Source organism: Pseudomonas sp. 2FE, assembly GCF_005503735.1.
GTDB lineage: Bacteria > Pseudomonadota > Gammaproteobacteria > Pseudomonadales > Pseudomonadaceae > Aquipseudomonas.
The window spans coordinates 14605-37263 of record NZ_SCMO01000013.1 but is presented as its reverse complement, the minus strand read 5'-3'; the positions used below and the strand labels follow the sequence as shown (position 1 = coordinate 37263).

Annotated in this window: 22 protein-coding genes; 11 read left to right on the top strand and 11 right to left on the bottom strand. The window is 63.1% G+C overall.

The window, feature by feature from the left end; genetic code table 11:
- Positions 1-5 precede the first annotated feature (5 nt).
- The 8 genes from mrdA (at position 6) to lipA (ending at position 8412) form a co-directional block, all read left to right on the top strand.
- Complete coding sequence (gene mrdA, locus FFS12_RS16905; protein WP_137888528.1) at positions 6-1895, top strand: penicillin-binding protein 2; 1890 nt, start codon at positions 6-8, stop codon at positions 1893-1895.
- 38 nt (positions 1896-1933) lie between these two features.
- Positions 1934-3037 carry a rod shape-determining protein RodA gene (gene rodA, locus FFS12_RS16900; protein WP_171011909.1) on the top strand — a complete coding sequence of 368 codons (1104 nt, stop codon included), beginning with the start codon at positions 1934-1936 and terminating at the stop codon, positions 3035-3037.
- 29 nt (positions 3038-3066) lie between these two features.
- Positions 3067-4077, top strand: coding sequence for a lytic murein transglycosylase B (gene mltB / locus FFS12_RS16895; protein ID WP_137888523.1), 1011 nt, complete (start codon positions 3067-3069; stop codon positions 4075-4077).
- Complete coding sequence (locus FFS12_RS16890) at positions 4077-5096, top strand: septal ring lytic transglycosylase RlpA family protein (RefSeq protein ID WP_137888521.1); 1020 nt, start codon at positions 4077-4079, stop codon at positions 5094-5096. Before mltB ends, FFS12_RS16890 begins: the two co-directional genes overlap by 1 nt.
- 163 nt (positions 5097-5259) lie before the next feature.
- Positions 5260-6420: a D-alanyl-D-alanine carboxypeptidase family protein gene (locus FFS12_RS16885; RefSeq protein ID WP_137888519.1), complete on the top strand. Its 1161-nt coding sequence runs from the start codon at positions 5260-5262 to the stop codon at positions 6418-6420.
- 92 nt (positions 6421-6512) lie between these two features.
- Positions 6513-6785, top strand: coding sequence for a DUF493 domain-containing protein (locus FFS12_RS16880; RefSeq protein WP_137888517.1), 273 nt, complete (start codon positions 6513-6515; stop codon positions 6783-6785).
- Positions 6785-7438 carry a lipoyl(octanoyl) transferase LipB gene (gene lipB, locus FFS12_RS16875; RefSeq protein ID WP_137888515.1) on the top strand — a complete coding sequence of 218 codons (654 nt, stop codon included), beginning with the start codon at positions 6785-6787 and terminating at the stop codon, positions 7436-7438. The genes FFS12_RS16880 and lipB overlap by 1 nt, the downstream gene beginning before the upstream one ends.
- Positions 7435-8412 carry a lipoyl synthase gene (gene lipA / locus FFS12_RS16870; protein ID WP_137888513.1) on the top strand — a complete coding sequence of 326 codons (978 nt, stop codon included), beginning with the start codon at positions 7435-7437 and terminating at the stop codon, positions 8410-8412. The genes lipB and lipA overlap by 4 nt, the downstream gene beginning before the upstream one ends.
- Before the next feature lie 72 nt (positions 8413-8484).
- Here the strand turns inward: lipA and FFS12_RS16865 are convergent, their stop codons facing one another.
- The 5 genes from FFS12_RS16865 to leuS form a co-directional block, all read right to left on the bottom strand.
- A complete protein-coding gene (locus tag FFS12_RS16865) occupies positions 8485-9786 on the bottom strand; it encodes a lytic murein transglycosylase (RefSeq protein WP_137888510.1) in 1302 nt (433 codons plus the stop codon).
- 61 nt (positions 9787-9847) lie between these two features.
- Positions 9848-10009 (bottom strand): alternative ribosome rescue factor ArfA, encoded by a 162-nt coding sequence (arfA, locus tag FFS12_RS16860; protein WP_119952457.1) that lies wholly within the window; start codon positions 10007-10009, stop codon positions 9848-9850.
- 92 nt (positions 10010-10101) lie between these two features.
- Entirely contained in the window at positions 10102-11139 is a 1038-nt protein-coding gene (gene holA, locus FFS12_RS16855) for a DNA polymerase III subunit delta (RefSeq protein WP_137888508.1), read from the bottom strand.
- 42 nt (positions 11140-11181) lie between these two features.
- A complete protein-coding gene (gene lptE, locus FFS12_RS16850; protein ID WP_137888507.1) occupies positions 11182-11793 on the bottom strand; it encodes an LPS assembly lipoprotein LptE in 612 nt (203 codons plus the stop codon).
- Positions 11794-11892: 99 nt separating this feature from the next.
- The gene (leuS, locus tag FFS12_RS16845; protein WP_137888505.1) at positions 11893-14499 is read right to left on the bottom strand and encodes a leucine--tRNA ligase; all 2607 of its coding nucleotides are present in this window, start codon (positions 14497-14499) and stop codon (positions 11893-11895) included.
- A gap of 203 nt (positions 14500-14702) precedes the next feature.
- Between leuS and FFS12_RS16840 the strand changes: the two genes are divergently transcribed.
- Together FFS12_RS16840 and FFS12_RS16835 are read left to right on the top strand one after the other, a co-directional pair.
- Complete coding sequence (locus FFS12_RS16840; RefSeq protein WP_137888503.1) at positions 14703-15137, top strand: hypothetical protein; 435 nt, start codon at positions 14703-14705, stop codon at positions 15135-15137.
- A gap of 25 nt (positions 15138-15162) precedes the next feature.
- Positions 15163-15924 carry a YdcF family protein gene (locus FFS12_RS16835; RefSeq protein WP_137888501.1) on the top strand — a complete coding sequence of 254 codons (762 nt, stop codon included), beginning with the start codon at positions 15163-15165 and terminating at the stop codon, positions 15922-15924.
- A 139-nt stretch (positions 15925-16063) separates the two neighbouring features.
- Here FFS12_RS16835 and lnt read toward each other — a convergent pair whose 3' ends face one another.
- From lnt to miaB, 5 genes are all read right to left on the bottom strand, one after another.
- The gene (gene lnt / locus FFS12_RS16830) at positions 16064-17584 is read right to left on the bottom strand and encodes an apolipoprotein N-acyltransferase (protein WP_137888499.1); all 1521 of its coding nucleotides are present in this window, start codon (positions 17582-17584) and stop codon (positions 16064-16066) included.
- A gap of 116 nt (positions 17585-17700) precedes the next feature.
- Positions 17701-18540, bottom strand: coding sequence for an HlyC/CorC family transporter (locus FFS12_RS16825; protein ID WP_137888497.1), 840 nt, complete (start codon positions 18538-18540; stop codon positions 17701-17703).
- 44 nt (positions 18541-18584) lie between these two features.
- Positions 18585-19040, bottom strand: a complete 456-nt coding sequence (gene ybeY, locus FFS12_RS16820; RefSeq protein ID WP_137888495.1) for an rRNA maturation RNase YbeY — start codon at positions 19038-19040, stop codon at positions 18585-18587.
- A complete protein-coding gene (locus FFS12_RS16815) occupies positions 19033-20043 on the bottom strand; it encodes a PhoH family protein (RefSeq protein WP_137888493.1) in 1011 nt (336 codons plus the stop codon). Before FFS12_RS16815 ends, ybeY begins: the two co-directional genes overlap by 8 nt.
- Before the next feature lie 88 nt (positions 20044-20131).
- Entirely contained in the window at positions 20132-21487 is a 1356-nt protein-coding gene (gene miaB / locus FFS12_RS16810) for a tRNA (N6-isopentenyl adenosine(37)-C2)-methylthiotransferase MiaB (RefSeq protein WP_137888491.1), read from the bottom strand.
- 129 nt (positions 21488-21616) lie between these two features.
- Between miaB and FFS12_RS16805 the strand changes: the two genes are divergently transcribed.
- Entirely contained in the window at positions 21617-21940 is a 324-nt protein-coding gene (locus tag FFS12_RS16805) for a DUF1820 family protein (RefSeq protein ID WP_119952446.1), read from the top strand.
- 58 nt (positions 21941-21998) lie between these two features.
- Here FFS12_RS16805 and FFS12_RS16800 read toward each other — a convergent pair whose 3' ends face one another.
- The gene (locus FFS12_RS16800; RefSeq protein ID WP_137888489.1) at positions 21999-22547 is read right to left on the bottom strand and encodes a tetratricopeptide repeat protein; all 549 of its coding nucleotides are present in this window, start codon (positions 22545-22547) and stop codon (positions 21999-22001) included.
- Positions 22548-22659: the final 112 nt, after the last annotated feature.

Sequence of the window (22659 nt, the reverse complement as noted above, 5' to 3'; positions counted from 1 at the left end):
CGCCGATGCCGCAGCCGATTCGCCTGAAGGACCACGAGAAGGACGCCCGCCAAGTTCGCAAACGCGTGGTGGTAGGCGCTGGCGCCGTCCTGTTCTTGGTCTGTGTGTTGATCGCGCGCCTGTATTACCTGCAGGTGGTTCAGTACGACTACCACTCGACGCTGTCGGAGAATAACCGCGTTCACGTCCAGCCGATTCCGCCGACCCGTGGGCTGATCTTCGACCGCAATGGGGTGATCATCGCCGACAACCGGCCGAGCTTTAGTCTGAGCATGACCCGCGAGCGGGCCGGTGACTGGCAGCAGGTGCTGGATGTCATAGTCGAGGCGCTGGAGCTGACCCAGGAGGATCGGGCGCTGTTCGAGCGGCGGATGAAGCAGGGCCGGCGCCCGTTCGAGCCGGTACCTATCCTGTTCGAGTTGAGCGAGGAGCAGATCGCCCGCATCGCGGTGAATCAGTTCCGCTTGCCTGGCGTCGAGGTGGTGGCCCAGTTGGTGCGCCATTACCCGCAGAAGGAGCACTTCGCCCATTCGGTGGGCTATGTCGGGCGGATCAACGAAGCCGAGTTGAAGAAACTCGACCCGGTCAACTACAGCGGCACCCACCACATCGGCAAGACCGGGATCGAGCGCTTCTACGAAGAACGGTTGCATGGCCAGGTGGGCTATGAAGAGGTCGAGACCAACGCCCGCGGTCGGGTGTTGCGGGTGCTCAAACGTACCGACCCGGTTCCCGGTGCGGATGTGATCCTGACCCTCGATATCCGTCTGCAGGAAGCCGCGGAGGCGGCGCTGGGTGGCCGGCGCGGCTCGGTGGTGGCACTCGATCCGGCCACTGGCGAGGTGCTGGCGATGGTCAGTCAGCCGAGCTTCGATCCCAATCTGTTCGTCACCGGCATCGGCTTCAAGGCTTATTCGGAGCTGCGCGACTCGATCGATCGGCCGCTGTTCAACCGGGTGCTGCGCGGTCTGTACCCGCCGGGTTCGACGATCAAGCCGATGGTCGCGGTCGCCGGGCTGGACAGCGGGGTGGTAACCCCGGCCTCGCGGGTGTATGACCCAGGCTTCTATCAGCTACCCAATTACGAGCATAAATACCGCAACTGGAACCGCACCGGTGACGGCTCGGTGAACTTGGAGATGGCCATCATGCGCTCCAATGACACCTACTTTTACGACCTCGCGCATAAGCTCGGCATCGATCGACTGCACACTTATATGAGCCGCTTCGGTATTGGCCAGCGCGTTTCGTTGGATATGTTCGAGGAGTCCAGCGGGCTGATGCCGTCGCGTGACTGGAAGCGTGCGCGTTATCGCCAGGCCTGGTACCCGGGTGAAACCCTGATTCTGGGGATTGGCCAGGGTTATATGCAGGCCACGCCGCTGCAATTGGCTCAGGCCACCGCCTTGGTCGCCAACCATGGCAAATGGATTCGCCCGCATTTGGCGAAAACCATCGAAGGGCTGCCGCCGGTCGATCCCAATCCGCTGCCGGACATAGTGCTGCGTGATCCGGGCATCTGGCAGCAGGTCAGCAACGGTATGCAGATGGTGATGCACGGCCCGCGCGGCACCGCGCGCAAGGTCGGCGATACGGCGGCTTACCGGATTGCCGGCAAGAGCGGCACGGCGCAGGTGGTGGCGATCAAGCAGGGCGAGAAATACGACCGCTCCAAGGTGCAGGAACGGCATCGCGACCATGCGTTGTTTATTGGTTTCGCCCCGGCAGACAACCCGAAGATTGCGGTGGCGGTGATGGTCGAGAACGGTGAGTCCGGCTCGGGTGTCGCCGCGCCGGTGGTCAAGCAGGTGATGGACGCCTGGCTGCTGGGTGAAAACGGTCAGTTGAAAGCGGAGTACGCGCCGCCCCTGAGTGCCGAGGCTCCGCACCTATGAATAGTAATTTCGACCGCACCCTGTCCAACGATGACGTGATGCGCCGGCGTGCCAGCCTGCTGCAGCGCCTGCACATCGACGGTCTGTTGCTCTTGCTGCTGCTGGTGTTGGCCGCCGGCAGCCTGTTCGTGCTGTATTCCGCCAGCGGTAAAAACTGGGATCTGTTGATCAAGCAGGCCAGCTCGTTCGGCCTTGGCCTATTGGCGATGTGCGTGATCGCCCAGTTCGAGCCACGCTTCTTGGCGCGCTGGGTGCCGCTGGGCTATGTGTTCGGCGTCGGTTTGCTGGTGCTGGTCGAGGTGATGGGCCATAACGCCATGGGCGCCACGCGCTGGATCAATATTCCCGGGGTGATCCGCTTCCAACCGGCGGAATTCATGAAGATCCTGATGCCGGCGACTATCGCCTGGTACCTGGCCAAACGCAGCTTGCCGCCGGGCCTGAAACATCTGCTGATCAGCTTGGCGCTGATCGGTGTGCCGGTTGTGTTGGTCGTCCGCCAGCCGGATCTGGGCACCTCGTTGCTGATCCTCGCTTCGGGGGCGTTCGTGCTGTTTATGGCGGGCCTGCAGTGGCGCTGGATTCTCGGCGCGGCGGCGGCGGTGGTGCCGGTCGCCGTGGCCATGTGGTTCTTCGTCATGCACGCCTATCAGAAGCAGCGGGTGCTGACCTTTCTCGACCCGGAAAGCGACCCGCTGGGTACCGGCTGGAACATCATTCAGTCGAAGGCGGCGATCGGTTCGGGCGGCGTGTTTGGCAAGGGTTGGCTGCTCGGCACCCAGTCGCACCTGGATTTTTTGCCGGAAAGCCATACGGACTTTATCATTGCGGTCCTCGGTGAAGAGTTCGGTCTGGTCGGCATCTGTTTATTGCTGCTGGTTTACTCGCTGCTGATTGCCCGTGGGTTGGTTATTACTGTCCAGGCGCAGACGCTGTTCGGTAAGCTGATGGCCGGCAGCCTGACGATGACCTTCTTCGTTTATGTATTCGTCAACATCGGCATGGTCAGTGGCCTGTTGCCGGTGGTAGGGGTGCCGCTGCCTTTCATTAGTTACGGCGGAACTTCGCTGGTGACGCTGATGTCAGGGTTTGGGGTGTTAATGGCCATCCACACGCATCGTAAGTGGATTGCCCAAGTTTGAGTGGGTTAAGGATTGGGGTGAGGGATTTAATGCTAGGTTTGCGTCGCTGGGCTACTCGCACGGCACATTGGGTCGGCCTCGCTGGCCTCTGTGGTTTCGCCCAGCAGGCGCTGGCCGCTGATTATGAGGGTTCGCCGCAGGTCGCCGAGTTCGTCGCGGAGATGACCCGCGACTACGGGTTTGCCGGTGAACAACTGGTCAGCCTGTTTCGCGAAGTCGAGCGCAAGCAGACGATCCTCGACGCCATTTCGCGCCCGGCGGAGAAGGTCAAACCCTGGAAAGACTACCGGCCGATCTTTATCACCGACTCGCGGATCGCTCGCGGGGTGGACTTCTGGCGCCAGCACGAAGCGGCGTTGGCGCGGGCCGAACAGGAGTATGGGGTGCCGGCGCAGGTGATAGTCGCGATCATCGGGGTGGAAACCTTCTACGGTGGCAACACCGGCAGCTACCGGGTGATTGACGCCCTGTCGACGCTGGGCTTCGATTACCCACCGCGGGCCGAATTCTTCCGCAAGGAGCTCAAGCAGTTCCTCTTGCTGGCGCGCGAGCAACAGGTCGATCCGCTGACCCTGAAAGGCTCCTACGCGGGCGCCATGGGCCTGCCGCAATTCATGCCGAGTAGCTTCCGCGCCTATGCGGTGGACTTCGACGGCGATGGCCAGATCAACATCTGGAATAATCCGGAGGATGCGATTGGCAGTGTTGCCAGCTACTTTAAACGTCACGGCTGGGTGACCGGCGAGCCGGTGGTGAGTACCGCGCAGGTCAATGGCGAGCAGGCGGACGAGGGGTTGACCCAGGGGCTGGATCCGGTCAAGACGGTCGGCCAGTTGCGGGCGCTGGGCTGGGCCAGCCATGAGGCGTTGCGTGACGATCTGGCGGTCACCGCTTTCCGGCTCGAAGGCGAGGCGGGCCCCGAGTATTGGCTGGGCCTGCCGAACTTTTATGTGATCACCCGCTATAACCGCAGCGCGATGTATGCCATGGCCGTGCATCAGCTGTCCGACTTGCTGGTCCAGGCACGGGGCACTAAGTAATGCAGGCACTGCCGACTAAGCTGGCGGCGTATGGCGCTTTGGCGCTGTTGCTGGCCAGTTGCTCCACCAGTCATGCCCCGCCAGCGGGGCAGTCGGGGGCTCCTTCCGGGCCGGGCGACTTTGCCCGCCCGCACAAGGACGGCGCGCCCTGGTGGGATGTCGATGTGTCGCGGATTCCCGACGCCGTGCCGATGCCGCATCACGGTGCCTACAAGGCCAACCCCTACACGGTGCTGGGCAAGACCTATTACCCGATGCCCGATGCGCGGCGCTATCAGGCCAGCGGTACCGCGTCCTGGTATGGCACCAAGTTCCACGGCCAGGCCACGGCCAACGGCGAGAAATACGATCTCTACGGCATGAGCGCGGCGCACAAGACCCTGCCGCTGCCCAGCTATGTGCGTGTGACCAACCTGGACAACGGCAAGAGCGTGATCCTGCGGGTCAACGACCGCGGGCCGTTCTATTCCGACCGGATCATCGACCTGTCCTTTGCCGCGGCGAAGAAACTCGGCTATGCCGAAGTCGGCACCGCGCGGGTCAAGGTCGAGGGCATCGACCCGCACGAGTGGTGGGCGCAGCAAGGCCGGCCGGTGCCGATGGTGTTGGCCCAGCCGCAAATGGCCCAGGCCCAGGCCCAGGCCCAACCGCAGCCGGCGGTGCAAGCCATCGCCCAGCCCATCGCCCAGCCTGTCGAGCAGTACAGTCCGCCGCCCCAGCAGCATGCCGCGGCCGTCCTGCCGGTGCAGATCGACGCAAAAAAAAACGCTTCAGTCGGAGCCTCTGGCCTGTATCTCCAAGTGGGCGCCTTCGCCAATCCGGACGCTGCCGAGCTGCTCAGAGCCAAGCTGAGCGAGACGGTGAGTGCGCCGGTGTTTATCAGCTCGGTGGTGCGCAACCAACAGACCCTGCATCGAGTGCGGCTGGGGCCGGTCAACACGCAGGGTGAAGCCGAGCAACTGCAAGACAGCGTGCGGCTGGCTAAGCTGGGCCAGCCGACCTTAGTGAAGCCGGAGTAGCGGCTTCGACCGATTTGCCCACAAGGGCCTGTGACCCACAGGGATGTGGGAAATGCAGCAAAGGCGCTGGCGACTCCAGGGATGGGGGAGGTAGGAAAAACGCCGGGAGCGTTTTCGAGAGCGCCTGCTGCGAGACCTTTATTAGCGAAACTTCGAGAGACGGATGAACATCACCACCTTTACGCAACGCTTGAGCCTACTTCTCCTGTTGATCGTCATGCCCGCGGCCTGGGCGGCCGAGCAGGTGATTCCGGCGCCACCGCAACTGGCGGCTAAGGCTTATGTGCTGATGGATGCCGCTAGCGGCAACGTGTTGGTTGAGAGCAATGGCGATCAGCGTTTGCCGCCGGCCAGTCTGACCAAGTTGATGACCGCCTACATGGCGACTCTGGAGATTCGCCGCGGCCAGATTGGCGAGAGCGATCTGGTGACTGTCAGCGAAAACGCCTGGCGTACCGGTGGTTCGCGGATGTTCATCCAGGTTGGTACCCAAGTATCGGTCAGTGACCTGCTGCACGGCATCATCATTCAGTCCGGTAACGACGCCAGCGTGGCCATCGCCGAGCACATCGCCGGTAGCGAAGACGCGTTCGCCGACATGATGAACACCACTGCGCAAAAGCTCGAGATGAGCGGCAGCCACTTCATGAACGCCACGGGCCTGCCCGACCCCGAGCATTACTCCACGGCGCATGACATGGCGCGTCTGGCCCGCGCGATCATCTACGAAGACCCGGCGCACTACGCGATCTACTCGCAGAAAGAGTTCTTCTGGAACAACATCAAACAGCCCAACCGCAACCTGCTGCTGTGGCGCGACAAGACCGTTGACGGGCTGAAAACCGGCCATACCGATGAGGCGGGCTACTGCCTGGTGTCCTCGGCCGTGCGTGACGGCATGCGCCTGATCTCCGTGGTGTTCGGCACTGCCAGCGAGCAGGCCCGGGCGGCGGAAACCCAGAAGTTGCTGACCTACGGCTTCCGCTTCTTCGAGACCCAGACCTTCTACCAGAAGGGTGCCGAACTGGCGCAGGCGCCGGTGTGGAAAGGCGCCGTTCGTCAGGTCAAGGCCGGCCTGGCCCAGGATCTGACCCTGACCCTGCCGAAGGGCCAGCTGAAGAAGCTGGCAGCCAGCATGAGCATGGCTCCGCAACTGGTTGCGCCGATCAAGCAAGGCGATGTGATCGGCAAGATCGAGGTCAAACTGGGCGATAGCGTGGTGCATAGCGCCGACCTGATCGCCCTCGAAGCGGTCGACGAAGGTGGCTTCTTCCGCCGCGTGTGGGATAGCATTCGGCTGTTCTTCTACGGGTTGTTTAACTGACCTGTGGCAAGTGCCCGCCCGGTCTTCATAAGAGCAGGGTGGGCTGCGGCCCTTGCGAATCACGAGTTCGCCGAGACTATTTAGTTGAAATCATGACTGACGCTAAAGCTGTAACCATCGAATTCCCCTGCGAGCGCTACCCGATCAAGGTGATCGGCGATGCGGGCGAGGGTTTTGTCGATCTGGTCATCGAAATCCTTGGCCGCCACGCCCCCGATCTCGACGCCGGCACCCTGGTGCTGCGCGATAGCCGCAATGGCCGTTATCAGACCGTGCAACTGCTGATCACCGCCACCGGTGTCGACCAACTGCAAGCCATCAATAGCGATCTGCGTGCCACCGGGCGCGTGCATATGGTGCTTTGATGCCGCCGAGCCTGGGCTTTCGCGAGCTCGGCCAGGTGCCCTATGAGCCGACCTGGCACGCCATGCAACACTTTACCGATGCGCGTGGGCCGCTAACGCCGGACGAAATCTGGCTGCTGCAGCATCCGCCGGTGTTTACCCAGGGGCAGGCCGGTAAGGCCGAGCATGTGCTGTTCCCCGGCGACATCCCGGTGGTCAAGGTCGATCGTGGCGGGCAGGTGACCTATCACGGTCCCGGCCAGTTGGTCGGTTATCTATTGCTGGATGTGCGCCGCCTGGATATCGGCGTGCGTGAGCTGGTCAGTCGCATCGAGTCGAGCCTGATCGATCTGCTCGCCAGTTATGGGGTCAGTGCGGTAGCCAAAGCCGATGCGCCGGGGGTTTATGTGGACGGTGCGAAAATCGCCTCGTTGGGCCTGCGGATCCGCAACGGTCGCTCCTTTCATGGCCTGGCGCTGAATGTGGATATGGATTTGGAGCCGTTCGGGCGGATCAACCCCTGTGGCTATGCCGGGATGGCGATGACCCAGCTGCGTGATCTGGTTGGTCCAATAGAATTTGCCGAGGTAAGTGCCCGGCTGCGTGCGCAGCTCGTCAAACACCTCGACTACGCTGAACAGACGACCCTGACGGGCGGAATTGAATCGCTATGAACACGCTAGAGTTGACGGGCAAAGGCCCGGTGAAAGTGGAAGCTGGGGTCAAGCTGCGCGGCGCGGAAAAGGTCGCGCGGATTCCGGTGAAGATCATTCCGACCGATGAGCTGCCACGCAAACCCGACTGGATTCGTGTGCGCATGCCGATCTCCCCCGAGGTCGATCGGATCAAGCAGCTGTTGCGCAAGCACAAGCTGCACAGTGTCTGCGAAGAGGCCTCCTGCCCGAACCTCGGCGAATGTTTCTCCGGTGGCACTGCGACCTTCATGATCATGGGCGACATCTGCACCCGCCGCTGCCCGTTCTGCGACGTTGGCCACGGCCGCCCGAAGCCGTTGGACGTCGACGAGCCGATGAACCTGGCGGTGGCCATCGCCGACCTACGCCTGAAGTACGTGGTAATCACCTCGGTGGACCGCGACGACCTGCGCGACGGCGGCGCTCAACACTTTGTCGACTGCCTGCGCGAGATCCGCAAGCTGTCGCCAGGCGTGCAGCTGGAAACCCTGGTGCCGGATTACCGCGGCCGCATGGACGTCGCCTTGGCGATCACCGCCAATGAGCCGCCGGATGTGTTCAACCACAACCTGGAGACCGTACCGCGCCTGTACAAGGCCGCGCGTCCGGGCTCGGATTTCGAGTGGTCGCTGGACCTGCTGCAAAAATTCAAGCAAATGGTCCCGCAGGTACCGACCAAGTCCGGCTTGATGCTCGGCCTCGGTGAGACCGACGAGGAGGTGATCGAGGTCATGCAGCGCATGCGTGAGCACGATATCGACATGCTCACCCTCGGCCAGTACCTGCAACCGTCGCGTAGCCACTTGGCCGTGCAACGTTTCGTGCACCCGGACACCTTCGCCTGGTTTGCCGAGGAAGGCACCAAGATGGGCTTCAAGAACGTCGCTTCCGGCCCGCTGGTGCGCTCTTCGTACCATGCCGATCAACAGGCGCATGGCGCGAAGAACAGCTAAGCGCGTTACGGCTAAACAAAAAGGGCGACCCAGTGGGCCGCCCTTTTTGTTTGCCGCGTCATGCCCAGGTTGTTAGGGGCGCGAACGCAACGCATCGAGCAGCTCATGGCTCGGGTAACCATCGGCCGGCAGCTTCAAGGTCTGCTGATAGGCCTGCACGGCTTTGCGCGTATTTGCGCCAATGATCCCGTCGGCCGCACCGGGGTTGAAGCCGTGGGTAGCCAGCAGTTCCTGCAATTCGATGCGCTCGCTACGCCCCAGTTGTGGATCGTTGCGCGGCCAAGCCGCGACGACTTGACTGTTGGCGCCGCGGATCCCGTCGGACAGTAGGCCGACTGCCAGCGCGTAGGACGAGGAGTTGTTGTACTTGAGAATGCTGCGAAAGTTATTCATCAGCAGAAAGGCCGGGCCGCGATGGCCGGTGGGCAGCAGCAGGGTGGCCGACTCGCCGGCCAGCGCCGGTGCAGTCGCGCCGTTTAGCGGCTGCACTCCAAGGGCGGCCCATTCGGCCAGGTTCAGGCGCTGTTCCGGGTCGGCCAGGGCATAGTCGAAGCCGCTCGGCAGCCGCACTTCAAAGCCCCAGGGTTGCCCATGTCGCCAGCCAGAGGCTTGCAGGTAGTGAGCGGCGGAAGCCAAGGCGTCGGCTGGCGAGCTCCACAGGTCGCGGCGACCGTCGCCATCGAAGTCCACCGCGTGCTGGTTATAGGTGGTCGGCATGAATTGCGTTTGGCCCATGGCGCCTGCCCAGGAGCCGATCAGCCGTTCGGGGCTGATGTCGCCATGTTCGAGAATCTGCAGTGCGGCCAGCAGCTGGTCGCGCCAGAACCCTTGGCGGCGGCCTTCGTAAGCCAGGGTGGCGAGCGAGCGGATCACGCTATTGTTGCCGATATTGCTACCGTAACCGCTCTCCATGCCCCAGATGGCCACCAAGGTTTCGGCTTGCACGCCATAGCGCTGCTCGATGCGCTCGAGCGTCGCGCCTTGTTGCGCCTGCTGAGCCTGGCCGCGGGCGATCCGGCTGGCAGATACGGCACCGTCCAGGTATGCCCAGATCGGTCGGGTGAATTCCGGCTGACTGCTGTCGGCGGCGAGTACCGCCGGATCCAGGGTGACGCCGGCAAAGGCGCGGTCGAATAGCGCCGGGCTGATGCCGGCGGCCAGGGCCTCGTCGCGCAACCGGTTACGCCAGTCGGCAAAACTCAGGGTGGCGGTCGGCAGGCTCGACTGTGTGCTGGGCGTGGCTTGGCTGCTTACACTGGTGGCGGGTTTAGAGTGCGCGGACGTTTGCGTTGGCGCTTCGGCGCAAGCGGCTAATAGGCTTAGGTTGAGGCTCAGGGCGGCGCAGGCAAGGCCGCGCGGGGACAGGTTCAGCATCGGTGCTCTCACAGCTTTTTTGCCAGCGGCAACCTTAACATGAAGGGGCTGTGTCGGGTTTTCAGGCCGCCAGAAAGACCGAAGCCTCCCAGTGGTGAGACGGGGAGGCTTCGCGGCGGTAGCTACCTTTGCCCTTGCTGGGCTTTTCCTGGCGACAGCGGAACAGCGGTTGCGCTACCAGGGACTTGGCCTTGTTCGGGCCGTGCTTGGAGTGTTTGGCCATGGCCGATCCTCTTGTGGGCGCTGCACAGTGCAGGCGCGCGGATCATCGGGCTTGGTATAAAAAATGTCCAGGGCTACGTCCGTGCCGGCAGGTCACTCCGACGGCAGCGACAGGCGTTGGCCGGCGATCGTCAGGGTCAGGCGGCTCAGGTCGATCCACGGGTCGCCGGCTGCCTGACCCTTGATCTGCGCATCGATGCGCTGCGCGTCCAGCAGCAGTCTGGCCCAGCGTGCCGCGGAGTGCCGTTGCAGGGCCTTGCTGACCAACGGCCGGCGTTTGTCCCAGACCGGTGGGCGGGCTTGGCTGAAGGCTTTGTCCAGGGGCACGCCTTGGCTGTATTGCTGCGCCAGGTTGGCCAGCAGGCGCAGTTCGCGGGCCAGCGCCCAGAGAATCACGGCGGTCTCCACGCCTTCACCACGCAGGCCTTCGAGGGTGCGCAGGGCGTGCGCGGCCTCGCCGTTGAGTGCGGCGTCGATCAGGCCGAAGACGTCGAAGCGCGCACTGTCGGCTACCGCCGCTTGTACGGTGTTGGCGTCGATCTGGCCACCTTCGGCGAGCAGTTTGAGCTTCTCGATTTCCTGAGCCGCGGCCAGCAGGTTGCCTTCGACGCGCGCGGCGATCAGCTCCACCGCCGCCTGGCTGGCGGCCAGGCCGGCCTGCGCCAGGCGCTGGCGAATCCACTGGGGTAGCTGCTGGACCTCGACTGGCCAGATCTGGATGAATTGCGCCTGTTGGCCGTCGATCAGCGCCTTGGCCCACTTGGTTTTCTGCGCGCTGCCATCCAGTTTCGGCAAGCTGATCAGCAACAGCGCGTCTTCCGCTGGGCGGGCGAGGTATTCCAGCAGGGCGGCAGTGCCCTTGTCACCGGGCTTGCCGGAGGGCAGGCGCAGTTCCAGCAGGCGCTTATCGGCGAACAGCGAGAGGCTGGCGCCGGCTTGCAGCAGCGTGCCCCAGTCGAAGTTGGCTTCGGCGTTGAACACCTGGCGTTCAGAGAAACCCTGGCTGCGGGTCGCCGCGCGGATGGCGTCGGCGGCTTCCTGGCAGAGCAAGGGGTCGTCACCACTGACCACATACACCGGCGCCAGGGGGCCCTGGAGGTGTTTGGCGAGTTGGGCTGCGTTGAGTTTCATCGGCGGGAAACAGCGGGGGCCGCAGTGGCGGCCCCGCGCGGCTTACTGAATCTTGATCGGTAGTTGCAGCGGCGATTGCTGCGGCTGGGTTTGTTCCGTCTGGCGTGCGGCTTCCAGCGCCTCGGCTTCGGCCTTGGCCTTGGCTTCGGCGGTTTGCTGCAGTTGGTCGAGCTGGTCTGGGCTGATCTGCTGCAGGCGTTGCGCCAATTGCTGGACCAGCTCTCGGCGCATTTCTTGGCGCACTTGCGCGGCTTCCTGGTCGGAACCGATCAGGTTGTTTTCGTCCTGGATGTAGATGTTCTGCACTTCCAGCTGGTTGCTCATCAGCAGCAGGTTTTGGGCGCCACGCAGCTCGTAGTCGAGGGTCATGGTCAGCTCATATTCTGCGCTGCGGGCGCTGCTGGTGTAGCTGGCGGTGCGGAGGTTTTCGGCTTCTTTCGCCAAAACCAGGGTGTAAGGGGCGCCGGGATAGACTTTGACGTCGTTGCTTTCCAGCACCTGACGCACTTCTTTGACGGTGGTGCCATAGGCATTGCGGGCAGTGAGGTTAAGCGCCTTGAGGGCGAACTGAGTATCGCCAGTGCCGCGCAACTGGAAGCCACAGGCACTCAGCAGTGCCGCCAGACCCACTACCAACAGATTCCGTTTGATCATCTTGTTTCCCCTTAAAGCATTTGCATCGTTGCAGCCTAAGGCTCAGCGACACCTCGATAGGCTCTCTGCAGCAGTCTGCCCGACTGCTGCAGAGCTTAATCAGCTCGCGACGATATTGACCAGCTTGCCCGGCACTACTATGACCTTGCGAATCGTCAGGCCGTCGGTAAAGCGCAGCACGTTCTCGTTCACCCGTGCAGCGGCCTCGACCTCTTCGCGCGAAGCGCTGGCGGGTACTTCGATGTGCCCGCGCAGCTTGCCGTTGACCTGGACCACCAGTTGCAGGTTGTCCTGCACCAGCGCGGACTCGTCCAGTACTGGCCAGTTGGCGTCGATGATCGCGCCGTCATGGCCGAGTTCCAGCCACAGGTCGTGGCAGATATGCGGGGTGATCGGAGCCAGCAGCAGGGCCACCGTTTCCAGGCCTTCCTGCAGCAGCGCGCGATCCTGCGTGGAGGCTTGCGGCGCTTTTTCCAGCACGTTCATCAGGGTCATCACCGCGGCGATGGCGGTGTTGAACTTGTGGTGCTGACCAATATCCTGGCTGGCTTGCTTGATCGCCAGGTGGATGGCGCGGCGCACGTCTTTTTGCCCATCGCTCAACTGGGCTTGCTCCAGGCTGCCCGGCAGGCCCTGGCTAACCTGAGCTTGGGCGAGGCGCCAGACGCGGCGCAGGAAGCGGTGCGAGCCTTCGACGCCGGAATCCGACCACTCCAGGCTCATGTCGGGCGGCGAGGCGAACATCATGAACAGCCGGCAGGTGTCGGCACCGTACGCATCGATCATCGACTGCGGGTCGACGCCGTTGTTCTTCGACTTGGCCATCTTCTCGGTGCCGCCGATTTCCACCGGCAGGCCGTCGCTTTTCAGCTTGGCGCCGATGATTTTGGCCTTGGCATCGCGTTCGATTTCCACGTCGGCCGGGTTGAACCAGGTCTTGGCGCCGTTGGCTTCCAGGCGGTAGTAGGTCTCCGCGATCACCATGCCTTGGGTGAGCAGGTTCTTGAACGGCTCGTTGGAGCTGACCAGCCCTTCATCGCGCATCAGTTTGTGGAAGAAGCGCGCGTAGAGCAGGTGCAGGATGGCGTGTTCGATACCACCGATGTACTGATCCACCGGCAGCCAGTGGTTGGCCACAGCCGGGTCGACCATGCCGTCGCTGTACTGCGGCGAGGCGTAGCGCGCGTAGTACCAGGAGGACTCGACGAAGGTGTCCATGGTGTCGGTTTCACGCTTGGCCGGCGCGCCGCATTGCGGGCAGGCGCAGCTATAGAACTCGGGCATCCGCGCCAGCGGGCTGCCAGCGCCATCCGGCACTACATCTTCCGGCAGGACCACCGGCAGTTGCTCTTCCGGCACCGGCACGTCACCACAGTTGGCGCAGTGGATGATCGGGATCGGGCAGCCCCAGTAGCGCTGACGGCTGATGCCCCAGTCGCGCAGACGGAACTGGGTGCGCGCTTGGCCGAGGTCTTTCTTCAGCAGGGCGACTTCGAGGGCGTCGAAGGCGCCGGCGAAGTCCAGGCCGTCGAATTCGCCGGAGTTGATCAGTTGACCGTGCTCGCCATAGGCGTCTTGCCAGGGCGCCGGGGTTTGCTCGCCGGCGCTGGTGCGGATCACCGCCTTGATCGGCAGCTGGTATTTGTGGGCGAACTCGAAGTCGCGCTCGTCGTGGGCCGGCACGGCCATCACCGCGCCTTCGCCGTAATTCATCAGCACGTAGTTGGCGACCCACACCGGCAGCTTGGCGCCGGTCAGCGGGTGTTCGACGAACAGCGGAGTCGGCAGGCCTTTCTTTTCCTGGGTGGCGATATCGGCTTCGGCCACGCCACCGCGTTTGCATTCGTCGATGAAGGCTTGCAGCTCGGCATTGCCCTTGGCGGCAAGCGTCGCCAGCGGGTGTTCGGCGGCGACGGCGACATAGGTCGCGCCGAGCAAGGTGTCCGGGCGGGTGGTGAAGACTTTCAAGACGCCTGCCGTGCCGATCGACGCCTGGTCGTAAGGGAAGCAGACTTCCATGCCGCGGGATTTGCCGATCCAGTTGCGCTGCATGGTCTTGACCTGTTCCGGCCAGCCATCCAACTCGTCCAGGCTGCTCAAGAGCTCATCCGCGTAGGCGGTGATCTTGAAGTAGTACATCGGGATCTCGCGCTTCTCGACCAGGGCGCCGGAACGCCAGCCGCGGCCGTCGATGACTTGTTCGTTGGCCAGCACGGTCTGGTCGACTGGGTCCCAGTTGACGGTGCCGTTCTTGCGGTAGATCACGCCTTTTTCGAACAGCTTGGTGAACAGCCATTGTTCCCAGCGGTAGTAGTCCGGTTTGCAGGTGGTGACTTCGCGCGACCAGTCGATAGCCAGGCCCAGGCTCTTCAGCTGGGTCTTCATGTAGGCGATGTTTTCGTAGGTCCACTTGGCCGGCGCGACGTTGTTCTTCATCGCGGCGTTTTCCGCCGGCATGCCGAAGGCGTCCCACCCCATCGGCTGCAGCACGTTCTTGCCTTGCATGCGCTGGTAGCGGGCGATCACGTCACCGATGGTGTAGTTGCGCACATGCCCCATGTGCAGCTTGCCGCTGGGGTAGGGGAACATCGACAGGCAATAGAAGGTGTCTTTGCCTGGTTGTTCACTGACTACAAAGGACTTTTGCTCGTCCCAGTAGGTTTGCGCGGCGGCTTCGATTTCACGGGGCTGATAGAGTTCGTGCATGGCTACTTAGGCTGAAAAAGGGGGCTTACAGGAAACGTCGTAGCATACATGAGCGCCCTTGGCCGTGGGAAACCTTGATTATGCTGGGTGTCACGTGGGCTGGCCTCGGCCCGCCGTTGGTCGCGGCGCGTAGCCGGTTGAAGGCGTGACGCTAAGCTTTCAGTAGGGGGTGAAGTGGGGCGTGCCTTGCGCGAGGTGAGTGGATGGGCGAATTGCGGCGAGCAGATGCGCGAGGTGGGCTGTATGAGCGGTTGCTGCAACGCCTCGCTTTGGCGCTGGATGAGGCCGATAGTGCCACTCGCCTGCATAAGGAGCCGCCGCGTGAGTTGGAGTTGCGCGGGCTGAGCCCGGCGGAACTGGAGTTGATTCGCGCGTACCTGGATCGCGATCTGCATTGGTTGCGCGGCTGGCATGCCGCCGCCGAGGAGTTGGCGCTGCTCGAACACACGCCGCTGCGCTGGACTAAACCCGGTCGTGCCAGCAATAAGCTGGAGGGCAAACCGAAAGCGCTGTTCAAGCGTCGGCAAAAATTACTCTGCGCCCTCTGTGGCACGACTGCGCATTGGCAGCCGGGGGAGGGTGTGCAGGCCTGCCTCACTTGTGGTTCACAGCTTTTCCGCGCCGGTAATCCCCGTTAGGCTGCGGGCACCTGGGAGGTGCTCGATGCCGCTACGCTACATTCTCAAACAACTGCTTCTGCCGCCGGGCGCTTTGCTGTTGCTGCTGCTCGTCGGCTGGTGGCTGCGTCGCCGCTCCCCGCGTGCGGCGGCAGCCTGCTTCGTGCTGGGTTTCGCTGGGCTCTGGCTGATGAGTTTGCCGATCAGCGTGGAGTGGGCGGCGCGCGCGTTGGAGCGCGAGCCGGCGTTGGCCGAGGTCGAATGGGCCGGGTTGGCGCAGCGTGCCGATGCCATCGTGGTGCTGGGTGGCGGGCGCGAACAGGCCGACCCGGCCTGGGGCGGCGATCAGCCCAGTGCGCTGACGCTGGAGCGTTTGCGCTATGCGGCGCGCCTGGCCAAGGCGGCAGGCTTGCCGGTGCTGGTCAGCGGCGGCCTGCATTACGGCCAGCCGCCCAGTGAGGCGGCGTTGATGGCGCAGGTATTGGCTCGCGACTTCGGCGTCAGCGTGCGCTGGTTGGAGGGGCTGAGCCGCACGACTTGGGAAAACGCCAGTTACAGCGCCGAAATGTTGCGGGACGCGGGGATCAAGCGGATCGTGCTGGTCACCCAGGCCGGGCATATGCCGCGCTCACGCTGGAGTTTCGAACGGGTGGGTTTCGCGGTGATAGCGGCGCCGGTAGGTTTTATCGGCGTGCCGAATGCTCGCCCGCTGGGCGGCTGGCTGCCGGAGAGCAAGGCAATTTGGCAGAGCGGCATGCTGTTGAACGAGGCGCTCGGCTTGTTCGCTTACCCCTTGGCTTATCGCTGACGAGTAGCGTTGTAGGCTGGGTTTCACGAGGTGCATCCATGCACCTCGCCCTGCGGGCAGCTAAAGCTGTGCAAAACGGCTTTCCTGCCGTTTTGTCGCTGCGCTCTACCCAGCCTACGACTAGATCGTGAACAGCTTCTTAGAGGGTTTTCGCCATCCGGCTGGCCAGTAAGGCCCAGCCAAACAGCAGGCCGCAGAGGATCACTAGCGGCCAGGCGCGCCATTTGAGATAGGGCGTCAGATTTTGCATCGGCACCACTTCACCGTACAGCACGCCGCGCTGGAACTGCGGAATCTGCACGGCCAGCTTGCCGAACGGGTCGATCAGGCCGGTCACCCCATTGTTGGTGGCGCGGATCATCCAACGGCCGGCCTCCAGGGCGCGCATTTGTGCCATCTGCAGGTGTTGCAAGGGGCCGATGGAGGTGCCGAACCAGGTGTCGTTGCTGACGGTCAGGAGGATCTGGCTTTGCGCGGCGAGGCTGGCAGCGAACTCCGGGTAGACCACTTCGTAGCAGATATAGGGGGCGATCTGGTAACCCTTGGCCTCGAGCAACGGCTGATCGGCTGAGCCGCGGGCGAAGTCGGACATCGGCAGATCGAAAAAGGCGATCAAGCCGCGCAGCAGATCTTGCAGGGGCACGTATTCGCCAAACGGCACCAGCTTCTGTTTCAGATAAGTGCCGTGGCCCTGGCCGATGACGCTGATGCCGTTGTAGTAGCGTTTCGCACCCTGCTCATCGATCTGGCGGATCGGTACCCCGGTGATCAGCGCGGCCTGACGCTCGTTGGCAAAGCGCGCCATGACGCCAAGATAGCCTTCGGCGAACTCCTTGAGCACGGGAACGGCGGTTTCCGGCCAGACGATCAGGTCGACCGGCTGCGCGCCGAAGCTCAGGTCGCGGTACAGGGCCAGTTGGGCGTTGAGTTGTTCGGGGTCCCATTTCATCTGTTGCGCGACATTGCCCTGCATCGCCGCCACTTTCAGGGGCGCGCCGGCGGGTTCGGTCCAGGCTTGGCCCTTCAGACCGAGGCCGGCGACCCAGGGCGCAACCAGCAGCACCAGGCCGATGGCGAGAAACAGCTTGCGAGTACGCAAGTGCGACAGGTTGACCAGCAGGGCGGCCGTCAGTGCCAGGACGAACGACACCAGCCACATACCGCCCACCGGGGCGAGCCCGGCGAGTGGGCCGTGCAGTTGGCTGTAGCCGGCGTAGAGCCAGGGGAAACCCGTGAGAAACCAGCCACGGAAGGCCTCCTGGGCCAGCCACAGGGCGGCGAACGCCAGGGCGTCGGCCAGCGGCGCCTCGTTGCGGCGCAACCAGCGCGCCCATAGCCAGCCGGGCAAGGCGAAGAACAGCGCCACACCGGCACAAAATAACAGGGTCAAGAAGGCCGCCAGCGGCGCCGAGGCGGCGCCGTAGTCGTGAATGCTGACGTAGATCCAGCTGGTGCCGGCGACGAACAGGCCGAAGCCATAGCACCAGCCGCGCCACAGCGCCTGACGTGGACCGAGGTCGCGCAAGCCGAGGTAGAACAGGGCGATGGACAGCAGCGCCAGCGGCCAGATATCGAAGGGCGCGAGTGCCAGGGTGGTCAGGGCGCCGGCCAGCGTCGCCAGCAAGTTGCCGGGCCAGCCCGGGCGGGTGATCCAATTCATGCTCAATCCTTGGGCTTGGGGTAAAAGCGCCAAACGGGGTTATCTGCCAGGTCGGCAGAGGCGCGGGTGACAGGCTGTGCTTCCCTCTCCCGGTGGACGAGGGGGTGTTCAGGTGTTCAGCGCGACATCGGCGTCAAGCGCAGCAAGTGAATGCGGCGGCTGTCGGCGCTCAGTACGCGGAAACGGTAGTCGCCGATCTCGGTCACCTCGTTGCGCTTGGGCAGATGGCCGAACGCACTCATCACCAGGCCGCCGACGGTATCGAACTCGTCATCGGAGAACTGGCTGGAGAAGGACTCGTTGAAGCTGTCGATCGGCGTCAGGGCCTTGATCAGGAAGTCGCCGCTGGGCAGCGGTTTGATGTAGCTGTCTTCCTCGACGTCGTGCTCGTCCTCGATGTCGCCGACTATCTGTTCCAGCACGTCCTCGATGGTCACCAGGCCTGCCACGCCGCCGTATTCGTCGATGACGATGGCCATGTGGTTGTGGTTGGCGCGGAACTCTCGCAGCAGCACATTGAGGCGCTTGGACTCCGGCACGAAGGTGGCCGGGCGCAGCAGATCCTTGATGTTGAACGTGTGGTTGTCGTCGTGCAGCACCAGCGGCAAGAGGTCTTTGGCCAGCAGCACGCCGATGACGTCGTCAAGGCTTTCGCCAATCACCGGATAGCGCGAGTGGGCAGACTCGATGATCGCCGGGAGAAACTCCCGGGGGGTCTGGCTGGCCTTGATGCTGATCATCTGCGAGCGCGGGACCATGATGTCGCGGACCTGCAGGTCGGCGACCTGAATCGCACCTTCGACTATGGCCAGCGCTTCACTGTCGAGTAGTTTGTTTTGATGGGCTTCGCGCAGCAGCGACAGCAGTTCTTGGCGGTTTTTCGGCTCGTGGGCAAAGGCCTGGGTGATTTTCCCCAACCAGGATTTTTGCCCGTTGCTCGATCGGTCTTCGCTCATGCTGGTTTCTCAGTGTTCCTTTCGGGTGCCTGACGGAGGTCAGGCTATTCGTCGCCGGCGTAAGGGTCGGGGTGACCCAGTTCGGCGAGCAATTGTTGTTCCAAGCCTTCCATCTCGGCGGCCTCTTCATCTTCGATGTGGTCGTAGCCGAGCAGATGCAGGCAGCCGTGAATCACCAGGTGCGCCCAGTGGGCCTCCAGCGTTTTGCCTTGCTCGGCCGCTTCGCGGGCGACCACGGGCACGCAAATCACCAGATCGCCGAGCAGCGGGATATCCAGCAGTTCGTCGGGGACATCGGCCGGGAACGACAGTACGTTGGTGGCGTAGTCCTTGTGTCGGTAGCTGTGGTTCAGCTCGCGGGCTTCGGGTTCATCGACCAGGCGGATGGTCAGCTCGGAGTCGGCGCTGCGCTGGCGCAGGGCCAGTTCGCACCAGTGGCGGAATTCGGCCTCGCTGGGGCTCCTGGCGGCGCTGGCGTTTTGCAGGTCTAGCTCAAGCATTGTCGCCATCCGCGTCGAATTCGTCGTCGAGCTTGCCGTGCATGCGGTTCTCGTGGTGCTCGTAGGCTTCGACGATGCGCTGCACCAGCGGGTGGCGGACTACGTCCTTGGACTTGAAGTGGGTGAAGGAGAGGCCGGGCACGTCACGTAACACATCGATCACATGGGTCAGCCCTGACTTGGTGCCACGCGGCAGGTCGACCTGGGTGATATCGCCGGTGATGACCGCGGTGGAGCCAAAACCGATGCGGGTGAGGAACATCTTCATCTGTTCCAACGTGGTGTTCTGGCCCTCGTCGAGGATGATGAAGCTGTTGTTCAGCGTGCGGCCGCGCATATAAGCCAGCGGCGCGAGTTCGATCACCTGCCTCTCGATCAGCTTGGCGACTTGTTCGAAGCCGAGCATTTCGTACAGCGCGTCGTACAGCGGACGCAGGTAGGGGTCGATCTTCTGCGCCAGGTCGCCCGGGAGGAAACCGAGTTTCTCGCCCGCTTCCACCGCCGGGCGCACCAGCAGGATGCGGCGTACCTGTTCGCGCTCCAGCGCATCCACCGCGCAGGCGACGGCCAGATAGGTCTTGCCGGTACCGGCCGGGCCGACGCCAAAGTTGATGTCGTGGTTGAGGATCGCTTTGACGTAGCGCTGCTGGTTGGTGCCGCGTGGGCGAATGATGCCCTTGCGGGTACGCAGGGTGACGCTGGCCTCGGCTCGCGGGTTGTTCAGCTCTTCGATGCCGGACTCCTGCAGGAACAGGTGCACCAGATCCGGCGACAGCTGGGTCGCGTTGGTTTCGCGGTACAGCCGACGCAGCAGCTGCTCGGCGGAGTGGGTGTGTTCGGCAGGGCCAATCAGCTCGAATTGATTACCGCGGTTGCGGATTTCGATGGCCAGGCGTTGCTCGATCAAGCGCAGGTGCTCGTCGAATTGCCCGCAGAGATTGGCGAAGCGGCGAGCCTCAAAGGGTTCGAGGATGAAACGATGCGGTTCTATGGGTGCGTTCAAGGTCGTGTGTTAGCCGCCAGTCGGCAGGGGTGATAAATCGAAGGATAACCCCGGGCGCGCGAGGGTGAAAGCTCGGGCGACTACGGCTTTAATCTTGGCTCGGTTTTGCGGCGTGCTCTGCCAGCAAACTGCCACGCAGGGAGTGGGGCATGGCCTCATCGATCTGCACGTCGGCGAACTGGCCGATCAGGCGTGGATTGTCGCAGCGGAAGTTGACGATCCGATTATTCTCGGTGCGGCCGGTGAGCCAGCCTGGGTCTTTCTTCGAGTAGTCGCTGACCAGGATGCGCTGGATGCTGCCGACCATCCGTCGGCTGATCTCATAGCCTTGCTGGTTCAGCAAGTGCTGCAGGCGCGCCAGGCGTTCGCGATTGACTTCGGCGGGAATCTCGTTCGGCAGGTCGGCCGCCGGTGTACCCGGGCGCGCGCTATAGACGAAGGAGTAGGAGAAGTCGAAGCCGATGTCGGCGATCAACTGCAGGGTGTGCTCGAAGTCTTTCTCAGTCTCGCCGGGGAAGCCGACGATGAAGTCCGAGGTAATGCTGATGCCCGGGCAGGCGGCCTTGAGTCTGCGGATCTTCGACTTGTACTCGAGCACGGTGTGGTTGCGTTTCATCGCCGCGAGGATGCGGTCGGAGCCGGCCTGCACCGGCAAATGCAGGTGCTTGACCAGCTCTGGAACCTCGGCGTGGGCCTGGATCAGGCTGTCGGAGAACTCCAGCGGGTGCGAGGTGGTGTAGCGGATGCGGTCGATCCCGTCGATCGCCGCGATCACCCGGATCAGCTCGGCCAAGTCGGCAGTGCGGCCGTCATGGGTCGCCCCCCGGAAGCCGTTGACGTTCTGCCCGAGCAGGGTGACTTCGCGTACACCGTGCTCGGCCAGGTGAATGACTTCGGCCAGCACAGCGTCGAACGGTCGGCTGACTTCTTCACCACGGGTATAGGGCACCACGCAGAAGGTGCAGTACTTGCTGCAACCTTCCATGATCGAGACGAAGGCACTGGGGCCGTCGATACGGGGCTCGGGCAGGCGGTCGAATTTCTCGATTTCCGGGAACGACACATCCACTTGCGGCAAGCGGGTACTGCGCGCGGCATCGATCATCTCCGGCAGGCGGTGCAGGGTTTGCGGGCCGAACACCACGTCGACATAGGGCGCGCGATCGCGGATCGCTGCGCCTTCCTGGCTGGCCACGCAGCCACCGACGGCGATCACCATGTCCGGCTTGGCCAGCTTCAGTTCGCGCCAGCGGCCGAGTTGCGAGTAGACCCGATCCTGGGCGCGCTCGCGGATCGAGCAGGTGTTGAGCAGGATGACGTCGGCGTCTTCTGCGCGCGCAGTGACTTCCAGGGCTTGATGTTCACCCAACAGATCGACCATGCGCGAGCTGTCGTACTCGTTCATTTGGCAGCCGTGGGTTTCGATATAAAGCTTCTTGGTCATGCGCGGTCGTCGGGTGGTTCGAAGAACCGCGCATTATAGTGGGCGAGTCGCAGGCTTCCTAGCATTGCCTGCCCGGAGGCTATGCTATGATTTCGCCCCCTTAATTCCTTCCGTGGTTATCTGCCATCCATGAGCAAGCGTGAACCTATCTACAAGGTGATCTTCCTCAACCAAGGCCAGGTGTACGAGATGTACGCCAAGCAGATCTATCAAAGTGATCTGTGGGGCTTCCTGGAGGTGGAGGAGTTCGTCTTCGGTGAGCGCACGCAGGTGGTGGTCGATCCCAGCGAAGAGAAGCTCAAGGCGCAGTTCGAGGGCGTGGTGCGCAGTTTCGTGCCGATGCACGCGATTGTGCGGATCGACGAAGTCGAGCGTCTGGGTACGCCGAAGATCAGCGAAGCGCGCGGCGTGAGCAATATCATGCCCTTCCCGATGCCGATGCCGGATAAGTAAGCCGCTTCAGGTGTCTCTAGGCTGGGTTTTGTCCTGCGGACTCTACCCAGCCTACGAATTACGGCAACGGCGCGAACGGCGAGCCGCCTTCAGCGGTCTGCAGTTCCAGCAGGTAATTGCGGAATATCTGCCCAAGCACCTGGGTGGCGATCTCCAGCTGCTCGCGTGGCATCTGCGCGGCGACCTGATCGGCGGTGTCCAGCGCATCTTCGGCGCCATTCACGGCGGCCATCTTCAGCACTATATAGGCCTGCACATTGTTGGCCGGCACGCCTTCGCCGCGGAAGAACATCACCCCCAAGCGGTATTGCGCCTGCGCATGGCCTTGCAGTGAGGCTTGCTCGAACCAGTTCAGCGCTTGCGCCAGATCGCGCGGGGTACGCTTACCGTCGTAATAGAACTCGCCGAGCTCGAACTCCGCCTCAGGGTCGCCGGTTTGGGCGGCCTGTTGGCAGGCGGCCAGGGCTTGCGGCAGGTCTTCGGGCAGGGTGTTGAGCGAGCAGCGGCTCGTCGCCGGAATCAGCAAGGAGTTACCGCCGGCAGATGCGAGCAGTGGGAGAAGGAGCAACAGGCAGCCCAGGGTGAGGGTGCGGCCGGTGCGGTTCATGGAAATCGACACGCCTCAAAAAGCAGTACGAGCAAGATGCTCGGCCGACGAAACGCGTCGGCCATCACATTATGAAATAAGCGGAGCCATCCTTACAAAGTCTTTACGGGCT